Genomic DNA, 12357 nt, shown 5'->3' with positions numbered 1-12357 from the left:
CCGCCCTAACCACAGTGAGGACGGTTTTATTCAGGTTCTTCAGGATTATCTGATTCGTTTTCAATTTGCTGGATCGCAAGTGCTTTTCTAAGCCTTAGTTCAAGCCCTTCAGCGTTAGTTAAAAATTTCTGTTCTTGCTGCTTACTTTCGTCGAGCCTTGCTTCTAGCCTGCCTTGATGTGATTTTACATAGTCGAGAAATTGCTGTTTTAGAAGCAAAACCTCTTCTAGAATTTTCCCAGCATCGCCGTGTCCATCCCAGGCGATGGTTGTCCTAAAGATATCTTCTCCTGAGCTATCAGCCGAAGTAGCTCCGATCTGTTCAGTCCCATTGATTGGGCTATCTTGTCCATGTTTTCCCAGTCGTACTGACTCATCCTTACGTTTACCGTTTTTGCGTCGTCCGCTAAGGTCTTGGGTCGTGCCATTGCTTGTTTTCATAGAATTATCTCCATTTTATCTTTACAAAACTTTTTTGTATAGACATAACGTTGACACATTACGTCTTTGCGTAATACGATATTAGTGCAAAGACAAAACTTTAGCAACCCGCTCCCCCACGCCTAACCCTTTGCGTGGCATCACCGGAGCAAATCACCCGCGCCTAGACCTTGCGCGGAAACACCCTAAAAATCACCTGTAGCGATCGCGGAGAATGAGTTTTCCGCATGGTGATTCGTTTTGACCGAACGCAAACTTATAAACCTAGGAGAAACATGACAACGACAATCCGAGAATTGCTTCACAACCTGAAAAACTACCCTCTTGAGACGGTGGTAAATATCCAGGGTGCCGACAATGCGGAATTTGCGATCGATGATTATAAGTTTTCAGAAAACGAGCTAACTATCGAGATCCGCGAAAAGTCAGATGACGACGAAGACGGGGAGGATGGCGAGTAAACCTATTACCCCGTAAGCGTTTCATTAAAATGACGCGGCGCGATCGCAGTAGTTAAACACCTGCATACACGGCTAACAGTGCCACTTAAGACCTATTTAAGTGCTACTTAAGCGTGACTATACAGGGACTTCAGACCCACTATGCAAGGACTATGGAAACACTAGAAGCTATTACTAATGGCACTAAAGCAGTAGTAAAGACCGAGGATAAGCCCAAAAAAGACAAACAAAAGCGGCACTTACCGTCTTTGCCAAGTGCCGCCTCTGCCGCAGACATGAACCCAGTAACTTTTTCTGGGTTGTCAGACAAAACTGCTGTGGAATGGAGTTCTTTAAGAAATTACGAGATGTTCAGCTTATCGCCTGACGGCTCGTTCCCCATGATGAAAGTCAGCCGCTCGAAAGCAGTCAGACTCGCCGACCGTCAAGTGATGATGGTCGGCTCTGGACGCTGCTACCGCGTTTCACTGTCTAACCACTGATACCCAAGCCCCAGTACAGCGCTAGGACTTGTTCTCAAAAATCCACTACCTAACTTTTGACTTTACCATGACTGACACCCGACCGCTAACACCCAAACAACAAAAAGTAGTTGAGGAATTTGAAAAAGCTCGTCCGGGACTCGGCGCGATCGCAGAAAATAACATTCGCCATAATGACAAAACTGGCTGGGCTGACGTTATCGCCGACACTCCCGAATCCGAGTTAGTAGTCCGCGACGGTTCCTCTAGAAATTCCTTCATGTACCGGAGGATCGGCGGATGAAACCACTTATCAAACTAATTAATGAAGCCGCACGGCTAATGGATGAAATAGCCATTCATCCAGACTACAAACTGCTTGTAGCCAAAGGATATTTGCCAGACCTGACTTTGGGTGATGCCCAAACAGCACTCGATTACCTTCGCTGTGAAGTTGAGGTGAATAATGACAAATCAGCGTAGTCCGTGGTTAGAAGGAGCGATCGCGATCAGTGAAATGCTCAAACTGGAGCCACCAGAGGTACAGGAATCAATTCGCCGGATGAATCGCAAAACCTACCCAGAAACGAGTAAGGCGATGTTCGAGAAAGAACTGGAGGGTAGATGAACCAAGTGATAATGCTTTTCTTCACCATCACCGCTTTGATACTGTGCATAATTGCGCTTTGTAAGCAGGAAAGCGATCGCCCAATGTACCTAAAAATAGAGGTGCAGTATGGGAAATGATCTAATAGATATAAAAGTTGCTTCCCCTCCCAGAACTGCCAACGCACACACCTGGGTAGAGATGGACTTGCCAGACGGTAAAACCTTAGTGCGTTACTGTGCCTGGGGAATAGGTAGGTTATGTTTTTCTGTGTCTTTATTCACCGTAAGCATTAGCCGGAATGCTTTTAAATTCGGCATTTGGCTATGTGACGGCTTTGAAGCTGGGGTCAAGCGCTTGCTGAAAGTGTATGATGCTCTCCCCTACGCCGGAACTCCGATGACCCAAGTCATTGAAGCAAGCGCTGCTGTGGTTGAGGAACCATTGGAAATCATCACCGATATCATCGCCGCGATTGAAGGTAAACAGGTGATGGTGATCGGTGAAATGGGCACCGGTAAATCAACTCTGGCTCAGTACCTCGCCTACACCGTGGGCGGTCGTGTTCGCGTCTATGAATGCGAGGGTACACCGACCGACTGGCAAGGGCTTGAGGTCACTGGTAAGGGCGAGAACTGGGTTGCTATTGACCGAGGAATGACTGAGGATCTTGAAGACTTGTCTAAGCAGATGAAAATCCGCGAGGAGCGAGGCGATGCTGCTTTGGTTGGCACCGAGCGCGTGATTATCGTTGAGGAATACCCCGAACTGGTTTCAAAAGTAGGTAGTTCCGGCGAATGGCTGGAACGTCACGCCCGTAGAGGTCGTAAAGCACGGCGCTTTACAATCTTGCTCTCGCAGTATGACCGCGTGGCCGCCTGGGGTTTGGAGGGTAAGAGCGACTTAGCCGATGCTTTCTTCCGTATTCGCCTGGGTAAAAAGGCTATCGCCCACGCCAAATCCTTGAAAAATGAACAGCTTATCAACTGGTTAAAAGCTGACCAGTCACACTGTTTACTCGACGATCAGCCCTTGAAACTACCGCCATACAGGGAGATGAAAGCCGCAACACTTCGCGGTGGTTCAACCATAGTACAACCATACCTTGACTTCGCGATCAACCCCCAAAAACGGGTTGAAAATGACCTCAAACCCGCTCCAGAAGCGGATTTAGAAGAAAATTGTTCGGCTAACGATCGGGTACTTTGGCGAATAATTCAACGCCTGGGGGGTGAGAAAAGTGATAGTGCGATCGTTACTGAGGTGCTTGGCTTCACTGGCAAGCGCTATGGGGAGGGAGCCGCGCTGCTGGAGCGGTTAAGGAAGCAGTTCGGGGGATAATTTCAAAAGCGATCGCGCCCATCCCAAGAACGCGATCGCTTTCTCGATCCAAACACTCGAAACTGTACAAGTCAAAAATATCACATAACTGTTATGGGAGCTATTGACCGAGGAAAGGAAATTATCAAGGAGGCGATTCGAGCGACTCCATCAGGTAACGAGGCTCGAATCCCGGTAGAAGATCAAGCCAATTCAGCTGTATTTCAACAAGCGTTAAGGTCGGCAGATATTCAGCGAATGCTTGTACAGAAAAATGTGTCAGTTGAGTTCTACATTCCAGAACCGCCAATTGAGCAAGGTAAAAAATGGATGCTGAAATTTATTAATGAAGCTCCAGCAGATATCCGTGAAATTGTTTTTCCGTACAGATCGCGTGACTGTGCTGATGCACAAGCCGCCTTGGAATCGCCTGAAGTACAAAGAGCCTTAACTCGTCGTGGCATTACAGCCTCAATACAGCGAATTGATGACAAGCCATCAATTGTTATAGCCAGCATTGACCAAGTGGTAAGCGGTGAATTGGACAGATATTTAAGGGGACGGGAATAAATATGACAGATAATTCATCATTCAATCAAGAGGAATCTGATAAATATAAAGCTGCTTTTAAACAGCTTAGTAATACAAATACCATTCCTCTACTAATTTCTGAACTAGCTGCTTTTATGCTAATTGCTCAACTTCAATTAGCATTTCGGCATCCAAATAATATTGGTGCAAGTAGGGATGTAGTAAGAGAATCAATTCAGCCAATAGTTGATTACTTTACTGGTGATGTTAGAGAAATCTTAGAAAGAGGTTTTCATCCAGAATTTGACATAGACAATACACCACAACCCGATCCAGCATGGGATTATTACGAAATCTGGCAATCATTGCACACTATCAAAAATAAAATTGATGCCGGAATAAAGTTGATTTCTGGTGAAGAACAGGCAGACGATACAACTGATGAAAAGCTCAAAGAAATACTAGAGCCAGTTTTAGAGCAACTAGAAAGACTTATCGAAAATGATTTAACAAATTATTCAGACGACGATGAGTAAGCCATCAAATGATGAGTCCGTCATTTTGCCCAAGGATTTATATGTTCTAAACACTTTAGCTATGGGAGTAGCGATACAAATTCTTGCCAAACTAACTGGGGAATCTATAGAAGACTGGAAAGCGTATGTAGGGGCAAAAGCTAGCGAACAATACCGTGAATTATCTACTGAAAGAATTCAAGAAATAGTTAAGTCTCTGGATGACGAAATAACCGCCTGATGAATCCCAATTGCGATCGCGCACTTCTGCGCGGGCTACTTGACTCGGTAGCCGAAACGTGATCGTGTGGATCACGTCGCGGACTGGAGTCCAACCCAGACGCAACAGCTAGCGGCTTTGAGACTGAAACAAGCTCTCTGTGGCTTTTGTGTGTTCATAAGCTGCTGTGCTGTTTAATTGCTTTGAGAGTGAATTAGGCCATGTGCCTTTGGGCGATTCCTAAGCACAAAATCAAATCGCCAAACAGGAGGAATATGCAAATTTTAGGACTTGATGTCAGCAAGTCTTCAGTTTCTGCTTGCTTAATTTCTAGCAAGCCAGACAACCCACGTCAATTTTATTATGAATGTCCGTTTTATCGCTTTAGCGCTGATGCAAAAGGCATCAAAGAAATGCTCGCGCTCAAACCGGATATTGCAGTAATGGAACCTACCGGGGTAAATTATGCCCGCTTGTGGGGAACGCACTTGGCACGAAGCGGAATAGAGGTGCGACTTGTGGGACATAAAGAACTGAGGAGTTACCGTGCTTATCATCTGGCATTACCAGACAAGGATGATGATGCTGATGCTTTAGCGCTGGCCTGCTACGGGTTGGAATATTTCAACGATCGTCGCCGCTTTGTGCAAATTCGAGATTGTCTAACAGCAAAGATCCGCGAGTTAGTTTTGCGACTGGCACATTTAAACAGGGTTCAATCACCAATAATCAACCGCATTCGGCAAGATTTAGCTTGGCAATTTCCAGAGGTAGCCCTAGTCAGATCACAAAGAATCAGCGCTAAAGTTCCCCTGCTTTGGGGATGGCTAGCAGAAGAACGCAAAAGCACCAGGTACGAACGACTTTATCAAAATAGTGTTGGCTTAGGTATTTCCAGCACTGTACGATATCATGCGGAGCGCATTTGCAGCCTGCAAAGGGAAGAAGACGAGATAGAGCAAGAGTTGATTCAAATGCTTGCAGAACCTTGTTTTTTACCTTACCTAAAGGTTTTTGCTAGTTTCAACTTTGGCGATCGCCTAACTGCGGTGCTTATTTCTCAGATATATCCGTTTGAGGGATATTTGGGAGAGGATGGTAAACCAGAAATAGCAATTGCTACTGGTAGAAAATCAGGTAAGCTCACGAAGCGCCATTTGTCAGAACGTCGGTTTTTAAAGAGTCTTGGTGTAGCTCCATCGCTGAATTCTTCTGGCGATAGCCACAAGCACCGCGTTATCGGTGGGTCTGATTTGTGCCGCCGCGCTCTGTGGCAGTGGGTGTTTAGTTGCATTGAACCCAAGCGCCGACGACCTAAAAACCCAATTGTTGCCCAATTGGGTAACTACATCGATGCTGAAAAAGCAGCAGGTAAGCCAGTCCAACTTGTGCGATCGCGGACTTCTGCCAAAGGCGCAAAGCTGCTTTTCAAGGAGTTGGTCAAGATGCCATCCGAGTAAATTTGCTAGAGTGAACACACCACGATTTTTCAGTCAAATCTCTGAATTACGCCAGCAGACGAGGCTACCCATGCTTACAAGTACGCTACTTCTCTCGAATCAACTTCCGACCCTCCAATATTCCTCCACACCAGAGCGTTTCGATGAAACCTGGGAAGCCCCCCTGGCTACCCTCCTGGGACTAGGACGCGCGGCTGGTGCTGACTTCATCGAATTATTTTTAGAGCGTCGCAACTATATTAGTTGTCTTGCAGAAGACGATGCCATCACCAGTATTTCACCGAGTCTGTCTACAGGCGCGGGAGTCAGAGTATTTCGCGGCAAAGCTGACTGCTACGTTAGCACCAATGACCTTTCTTTTTCCGGTTTGAAAGCAGCCTTAGAAAAAGGTCTTTCTATCTTGGGATTGCAGCTACCCACTCCGAAAGCTTTCATTCCAGAAATCAACCTGGAATTATTGAGAGATTATGCGACCAAAAGAGGTAAAGATGTTTGGCTACCAGCGTGTAGCTCCATCCGAGAAATGGGAGAAGTCCTCCTTGATGGTACTGCCAACCTGAAGCAAAAAGCTAGCCACGTCCAATCGCGCCGTGCTACCTATTTTCGGGATTGGCAAGAAGTTTTAATCGCCGCCAGTGATGGTACTTTTGCCCGTGATATTCGGCTTACACAATCAGTAGGATTTAACTTGTTGTGTGCCGATGGTGCTAATCGTACCTCAATTGGCGATCGCGCGGGTAATACTAGCGATGCCAACTTCTTGAGAACTTGGGATTCTCAACAAGCCGCCGAAAAAATCGCCGAATCTGCTGGAAAAATGCTCTACGCAGATTACGTGGAATCGGGCACTTACCCCATCATTATGGCCAATCACTTTGGCGGCGTCATCTTCCACGAAGCTTGCGGACACCTGCTAGAAACCACTCAAATTGAACGCAATACCTCTCCCTTTGCAGACAAAAAAGGCGAAAAAATTGCCCACGAAAGTTTGACTGCTTGGGATGAAGGGCGCTCAGAAAATGCCTTCGGGACAATTGACATGGATGATGAAGGTATGCCGGCTCAAAGAACCCTATTAATTGAAAAAGGCGTTCTGAAAAACTTCTTAGCAGATAGAACAGGTTCTGCACGCACCGGACACCCCAGAACTGGAAGTGGACGCCGCCAAAATTACACCTTTGCTGCTGCTAGCCGGATGCGTAATACTTATATTGATTCTGGCGAATACACCACTGAAGAATTATTTACCTCTGTTGATAAAGGTATTTACTGTAAAAAGATGGGCGGTGGTAGCGTTGGTGCTACAGGTCAATTTAACTTTAGTGTTGATGAAGCTTATTTGATTGAAAATGGCAAAATCACCAAACCGTTAAAGGGAGCAATTCTTATCGGTGAAGCCAAGGAAATTATGAATAAAATTTCCATGTGTTCCCAAGATTTGGAACTTGCACCAGGTTTTTGTGGCTCCGTCAGTGGCAGTATTTACACCACAGTCGGACAACCCCACATCAAGGTTGATTCTATTACCGTAGGTGGACGATAAGAATTTTAGATTCAACTCGTTCCCAGGTTCCACCTGGAAACGCCTTCCTTGTGGCTCTGCCACTTATTTTATTTAGGAGGCAGAATCCCTCCATTATTACACTCCCAGACTAAAGCAGGGAGCGAGAAAATCCAAAATCCAAAATTGACTATGCCGAATATCAATGAGATTGCAAATTCTGCCAAGGACAATGCTGATAAGCTTGGTATTAAGAAATTCGACATTTATGGCTCAACAGTAGATGACACTAGCGTGCAAGTAGACCAAGGTGAGCAAAAACAAGTCAAAGCCTCAAATCGCTCTGGTGTTACTGTTCGTGTCTGGAATGAAGATAATACAATGGGTGTCACCAGCACCACAGATGTAGATTCCAAGGGACTGGAATTAGCTTTGAAAACTGCCTATGAAGCCAGTTTCTTTGGTGTTAAAGAGAATGTTCCTGATTTTAGTCCCGAAGCTACTGTTCCGATTCCAAATAAACCTCACGATAAGACACCCCAAGCACCTGTTGCTGAACTCATAGAAAGACTGTTGGTAGCTGAAAAAGAATTACTGGCAGCTCATCCAGCAATCAAAGGTGTACCTTATAATGGTTTATCCCAAAGAGATATTGACAGGTTTTATCTAAATAGTGACGGTGCAGCGAGAACTGAATCTCACTCTTTAGCATCAGTTTATCTTTACAGCAAAACTGAGGAAGAAGGAAAAAAACCTCGCAGTGCAGGCGCTTATAGAATCAACCAAAGTTTAGATAATCTAGACATCAATGGTTGCATCAAAGAAACTGCCGATAAAACTATCAGTCACTTGAATTATGAAAAAATCAAAACTGGTAAATATCGAGTTGTTTTCTCAGCAGAAGCTTTCTTAAGTCTGTTGGGTGCTTTTTCTAACTTGTTCAACGCCCAAAGTATTTTGGACAATCAAAGCCTATCTACTGCTGATGATTTAGGTAAGCAAATTGCTTCTCCTCTGCTTTCAGTTTTTGATGATGCACTGCACCCAGCTAACGTTGGTGCAGAAACTTTTGATGGTGAAGGAACTCCTACTCGTCAGATTTCGCTGATTGAAAATGGTGTTTTAACAAGCTTTCTCCACAGTGCAGGTACTGCTAAAAGGTTTAATGCCCAGCCAACAGGTAATGCCAGTATTGGTGCAAAAGTTAGTGTGAGTCCCAATTTTTATCACGTTTTTACAACAGCAACTCCTGAGCAGGAGTTGAGCTTAGAAACGGCTGAAAATGTGATTCTTATCGATGATTTACAGGCTCTCCATGCTGGAGTTAAATCTTTACAAGGTTCGTTTTCTTTGCCGTTTGATGGTTGGCTAGTTAATAAGGGTGTCAGGACGAGTATTGAGTCAGCAACAGTTGCTGGCGATTTCTTGGAACTCTTGAAGTCAATTATTTATGTAGAAAAAGAGCCAGAGTTAACGCCAGGGGGAGTTTGCCCGAAAATCTGGGTTAATGAACTGTCGATTACTGGTGAATAAAAGTTAAAAAGTGTAGAGTTAGGAGTTGAATATAACTCTTAACTCATCACTTTGAAAACTCACCATTAGTATTCACCACCGACGCTAATAGCAGTATTAAATACATCAGCACCGCTTAAATCAATCCTAGCTAAAACAGCGCCATCTACGTCAGTATTATATAAACGGGAATTACTCTAAATTTCGTGCCACTTGCGCTGTCGTTTCTGGAATGGATGACCAGTCTCGCGGATGAAGAGTCATATTTGATTATTTATCGAACAGAATTCAGGAGTCAGTCGTCAGAATTCAGTTGGGTATTCTGACCGAAAAAGCGGATGAATAACCGGAGTTTTTGCACCCCCACCAAATCATAGATTTGGTGGTCAACAAGAAAGTCGCGGGTCTCTCTTACAAAGTTGCACAAGAGGGGAGACCCCAAGACCGCAATGCAGCGCTGAATCCCCGACTGAAAGATTGCTGAATTCTGAATTCTGGATTCTGCATTCTTCTTCAAACCACTTTTGTTACACAATCATTCTGGTCACTAATTACCGCCTTGTTCTATCAGGGGTCTTACCCCTCACTTATTCGCCAACAGTCTCATAGAATTCGCCCAATACTTTTCAAACAATCTCTTAGGGCGATCGCGCATGATCATCTTGGCGTTAATAATAATAATGGGGTTTAATTCCCCTACCTCTACAGGCAGCAAGTTTTGTGGCAATGAGTCTTTATCCCTGTTGCAAAACTTAATTACGAATTACGTTCGCGTAGCGTGCCGGAGGCTCTATTACGAATTACGAATTATTTTAAGCTCCTAGGCCGATGTGGAAATAAACATTTTCAGATTTACTTAAACAGCCCCTTGAAAAATTTGTAATCCACCTTTGGACGCTTATATGCCAAACCTGTCCCTAATGTTAGTGCCTGTACTCGCTGCACAGAAAGTAGCAGGTGACGGTTTAATTAAACCTCTCGGTCATCATGAACTGCTGTTAGTGCTGGTGCAACTGTCACTGTTGCTTCTTGTAGCGCGGGGATTAGGTGAGTTGATGCGTCGGATTAACCTACCGCCTGTTGTTGGGGAATTATTGGCGGGTGTGTTGCTTGGTCCTTCTCTGTTTGGTTTACTTCTTCCAGACTTACAGGCACACATCTTTCCCAAAAGTCAAGAACAATCTAATTTACTTTCGGTGATTTCTTGGTTAGGCGTGTTATTTTTGCTGATTGTAACTGGGTTGGAGACGGATCTAAAGCTGATTCTTCGTAAGGGGAAAACGGCTCTGCTGATTTCACTGGGCGGAATTATTGTCCCGTTTATCACCGGATTTGGATTGGGTTGGCTATTGCCAGATAGTTTTTTAGCCGACCCAGATAAGCGACTGGTATTCAGTCTGTTCATCGCCACAGCAATGAGCATTTCGGCAGTACCAGTGATTGCTAAGGTGCTGATGGACTTAAACCTGATTCGCCGTGACATTGGTCAAGTCACCTTAGCAGCTGGGATGACTGACGACACCATCGGCTGGATTTTACTTTCTGTGGTTTCAGGTTTAGCTAGTAGCGGCAAATTTGACTTTGGGACAATTTTCCATTCCGTGAGTGCAGCAGTATTGTTTCTAGCGATCGCCTTCACAATTGGGCGTACCATCGTAGACCAGATTTTACGCTGGGTTGATGACTACGTTGGCGGAATCTCCGCTAGTATATCGGTTGTGCTGATTCTTTCGCTCTCAGCAGCAGCACTTACCCACGCATTAGGTCTAGAAGCAGCATTAGGCGCTTTCGTGCTGGGGATTCTCGCAGGTCAATCCCGCCGCTTTAGCAATGAAGCTGGACATCTGCTAGAAGTCTTCACGGCAGCCTTTCTCGCGCCAATTTTCTTTGCTTCAGCTGGCTTGAAAGTTAACTTGCTAACTTTGTTAGTGCCCCAAACCTTGATATTTGGCTTGATTGTTCTCACTGTCGCCTGTGTTGGTAAATTTACAGGTGCTTACCTTGGTTCTCGCGTCGGCGGCTTGACCCATTGGGAAGGTTTGGCGATGGGTTCCGGGATGAATGCTCGCGGGGCGATGGAAATTGTCGTGGCGACGATTGGTTTATCTTTGGGAGTGCTGAATCCCCAGATGTACTCGATTATTGTTATGGTGGCGATCGTCACTTCCCTAATGGCTCCACCCCTTTTGCGCTGGTCTTTGTCGAAGGTGGTTATGGGTGAAGAGGAAGCTCGACGTTTGGAACAAGAAGAGCAAGATAGCCAGAGCTTTATCAAGCAAATCCAACGTGTTTTAATACCGACTAGCGGTGGCCCAAACATCCAACTCGCAGCGCAGCTAGTCGGTTACATGGCTCACCAAAACTCGATAGAAGTTACATCTTTATATGCCCTGAGTGATAAGCAGCCCCAAAAAAAAGCACGTCGAACAGCAACCCAGTTTAAAGACACCGCCGCCGAGGAAGCTCTGACGTGTGTCACTGAGGAAATGCAGCTACCTGCTGATACCATCCTGCAAACAAAAACGGAGTCTGGGCGTAGTAAGGCGGAGGTAATTCTGAATGAAGCGAACAAAGGCTATAACTTAATTGTACTAGGAGCTTCTGAACAGATCCGCCCCCAGAAAGCACTGTTCAATTTGCTTGTAGACCGGGTAGTACAAGAAGCACCTTGTGCAACGATGGTGGTGAAGTCGCACTTACCCCAACCCAAAGGCGAGATATGCAAAATCGCTCAACAACAGTTGAAAAAGATTCTGGTGCCAACGGTGGGGACAGAATATAGCAAAAATGCTGTAGAGATGGCAAGTACGATCGCTGCTCAAACAGGGGCATTAGTGATGATCGTTAACGTGATTAATTTGCCACAGGTTGAGTATATTCTTTACGAACAGCGATCGCTAACTCCAGTCAAGGAAATTGCCCACGATCTGCTCGAACAGCAAGCAGCAATTGGCCGCAATCTGGGTGCTGATGTCAAAACCTATATTTTGCAAGGAACCAGCCCAGAAAGAGAAATCCTCAAGTTTGCCCAAACCAATCAAGTTGACCTAATTATTCTCGGAAGTAGTATCCGAATGGTTACGGGTCGCGTTTTCTTCGGTCACAGAGTCGATGCAATTTTGAGTAAAGCCCATTGCCCAGTAGCGGTAATTACTACGCCATAGTCCAAATATGTATCAGGCGAAAAACCATATCTTTCGTAGGGGTAATTCATGAATTACCCCTACAGCATCGTCTATTTACGACCAAAGGATAATTAAGAAAAGCCTGAAACAACCTAAATTCAGCGCCCCTCAGCGCTTCTCTGCGTTTAAAAAAGCTACGAATTT

At 45.2% G+C, this 12357-nt stretch carries 14 protein-coding genes; 13 read left to right on the top strand and 1 reads right to left on the bottom strand.

Going from position 1 to position 12357, the window contains the following annotated elements; genetic code table 11:
• Window positions 1–26: 26 nt before the first annotated feature.
• Window positions 27–440, bottom strand: coding sequence for a hypothetical protein (locus V7K27_RS00155; protein ID WP_334943145.1), 414 nt, complete (start codon window positions 438–440; stop codon window positions 27–29).
• Between the two features lie 275 nt (window positions 441–715).
• Between V7K27_RS00155 and V7K27_RS00150 the strand changes: the two genes are divergently transcribed.
• The 13 genes from V7K27_RS00150 to V7K27_RS00090 all read left to right on the top strand — a co-directional run bounded on the left by V7K27_RS00150 (window position 716) and on the right by V7K27_RS00090 (window position 12192).
• Window positions 716–901, top strand: a complete 186-nt coding sequence (locus V7K27_RS00150) for a hypothetical protein (protein WP_334943143.1) — start codon at window positions 716–718, stop codon at window positions 899–901.
• Between the two features lie 152 nt (window positions 902–1053).
• On the top strand, window positions 1054–1383 hold the full coding sequence (locus tag V7K27_RS00145) for a hypothetical protein (RefSeq protein WP_334943141.1): 330 nt from the start codon (window positions 1054–1056) through the stop codon (window positions 1381–1383).
• Between the two features lie 67 nt (window positions 1384–1450).
• On the top strand, window positions 1451–1666 hold the full coding sequence (locus V7K27_RS00140; protein WP_334943139.1) for a hypothetical protein: 216 nt from the start codon (window positions 1451–1453) through the stop codon (window positions 1664–1666).
• Complete coding sequence (locus V7K27_RS00135; RefSeq protein WP_334943138.1) at window positions 1663–1845, top strand: hypothetical protein; 183 nt, start codon at window positions 1663–1665, stop codon at window positions 1843–1845. Before V7K27_RS00140 ends, V7K27_RS00135 begins: the two co-directional genes overlap by 4 nt.
• Window positions 1829–1990, top strand: a complete 162-nt coding sequence (locus tag V7K27_RS00130) for a hypothetical protein (RefSeq protein ID WP_334943136.1) — start codon at window positions 1829–1831, stop codon at window positions 1988–1990. The genes V7K27_RS00135 and V7K27_RS00130 overlap by 17 nt, the downstream gene beginning before the upstream one ends.
• Before the next feature lie 108 nt (window positions 1991–2098).
• Complete coding sequence (locus tag V7K27_RS00125) at window positions 2099–3310, top strand: hypothetical protein (RefSeq protein ID WP_334943134.1); 1212 nt, start codon at window positions 2099–2101, stop codon at window positions 3308–3310.
• A 93-nt stretch (window positions 3311–3403) separates the two neighbouring features.
• Window positions 3404–3859, top strand: a complete 456-nt coding sequence (locus tag V7K27_RS00120; protein ID WP_334943132.1) for a hypothetical protein — start codon at window positions 3404–3406, stop codon at window positions 3857–3859.
• Between the two features lie 2 nt (window positions 3860–3861).
• A complete protein-coding gene (locus tag V7K27_RS00115; protein ID WP_334943130.1) occupies window positions 3862–4356 on the top strand; it encodes a hypothetical protein in 495 nt (164 codons plus the stop codon).
• The gene (locus tag V7K27_RS00110) at window positions 4349–4576 is read left to right on the top strand and encodes a hypothetical protein (RefSeq protein ID WP_334943128.1); all 228 of its coding nucleotides are present in this window, start codon (window positions 4349–4351) and stop codon (window positions 4574–4576) included. Before V7K27_RS00115 ends, V7K27_RS00110 begins: the two co-directional genes overlap by 8 nt.
• Before the next feature lie 254 nt (window positions 4577–4830).
• A complete protein-coding gene (locus V7K27_RS00105; RefSeq protein WP_334943126.1) occupies window positions 4831–6015 on the top strand; it encodes an IS110 family transposase in 1185 nt (394 codons plus the stop codon).
• A gap of 70 nt (window positions 6016–6085) precedes the next feature.
• A complete protein-coding gene (locus V7K27_RS00100; RefSeq protein ID WP_334943124.1) occupies window positions 6086–7558 on the top strand; it encodes a TldD/PmbA family protein in 1473 nt (490 codons plus the stop codon).
• A 150-nt stretch (window positions 7559–7708) separates the two neighbouring features.
• Window positions 7709–9049 carry a TldD/PmbA family protein gene (locus tag V7K27_RS00095; protein WP_334943122.1) on the top strand — a complete coding sequence of 447 codons (1341 nt, stop codon included), beginning with the start codon at window positions 7709–7711 and terminating at the stop codon, window positions 9047–9049.
• 881 nt (window positions 9050–9930) lie between these two features.
• Window positions 9931–12192: a cation:proton antiporter domain-containing protein gene (locus V7K27_RS00090; RefSeq protein ID WP_334943120.1), complete on the top strand. Its 2262-nt coding sequence runs from the start codon at window positions 9931–9933 to the stop codon at window positions 12190–12192.
• Window positions 12193–12357: the final 165 nt, after the last annotated feature.

Source organism: Nostoc sp. (assembly GCF_036919575.1).
GTDB lineage: Bacteria > Cyanobacteriota > Cyanobacteriia > Cyanobacteriales > Nostocaceae > Nostoc.
Note: the sequence above shows the minus strand (reverse complement) of the source record. Positions and strands in the feature narration are given on the sequence as shown.

Excerpts from the sequence above, each read along its gene's own strand:
- V7K27_RS00140 (WP_334943139.1), top strand. The coding sequence starts at position 1,451 with ATGACTGACACCCGACCGCTAACACCCAAACAACAAAAAGTAGTTGAG.
- V7K27_RS00100 (WP_334943124.1), top strand. The coding sequence starts at position 6,086 with ATGCTTACAAGTACGCTACTTCTCTCGAATCAACTTCCGACCCTCCAA.
- V7K27_RS00115 (WP_334943130.1), top strand. The coding sequence starts at position 3,862 with ATGACAGATAATTCATCATTCAATCAAGAGGAATCTGATAAATATAAA.
- V7K27_RS00125 (WP_334943134.1), top strand. The coding sequence starts at position 2,099 with ATGGGAAATGATCTAATAGATATAAAAGTTGCTTCCCCTCCCAGAACT.
- V7K27_RS00150 (WP_334943143.1), top strand. The coding sequence starts at position 716 with ATGACAACGACAATCCGAGAATTGCTTCACAACCTGAAAAACTACCCT.
- V7K27_RS00135 (WP_334943138.1), top strand. The coding sequence starts at position 1,663 with ATGAAACCACTTATCAAACTAATTAATGAAGCCGCACGGCTAATGGAT.
- V7K27_RS00120 (WP_334943132.1), top strand. The coding sequence starts at position 3,404 with ATGGGAGCTATTGACCGAGGAAAGGAAATTATCAAGGAGGCGATTCGA.
- V7K27_RS00095 (WP_334943122.1), top strand. The coding sequence starts at position 7,709 with ATGCCGAATATCAATGAGATTGCAAATTCTGCCAAGGACAATGCTGAT.
- V7K27_RS00090 (WP_334943120.1), top strand. The coding sequence starts at position 9,931 with ATGCCAAACCTGTCCCTAATGTTAGTGCCTGTACTCGCTGCACAGAAA.
- V7K27_RS00130 (WP_334943136.1), top strand. The coding sequence starts at position 1,829 with ATGACAAATCAGCGTAGTCCGTGGTTAGAAGGAGCGATCGCGATCAGT.
- V7K27_RS00145 (WP_334943141.1), top strand. The coding sequence starts at position 1,054 with ATGGAAACACTAGAAGCTATTACTAATGGCACTAAAGCAGTAGTAAAG.
- V7K27_RS00105 (WP_334943126.1), top strand. The coding sequence starts at position 4,831 with ATGCAAATTTTAGGACTTGATGTCAGCAAGTCTTCAGTTTCTGCTTGC.
- V7K27_RS00155 (WP_334943145.1), bottom strand. The coding sequence starts at position 440 with ATGAAAACAAGCAATGGCACGACCCAAGACCTTAGCGGACGACGCAAA.
- V7K27_RS00110 (WP_334943128.1), top strand. The coding sequence starts at position 4,349 with ATGAGTAAGCCATCAAATGATGAGTCCGTCATTTTGCCCAAGGATTTA.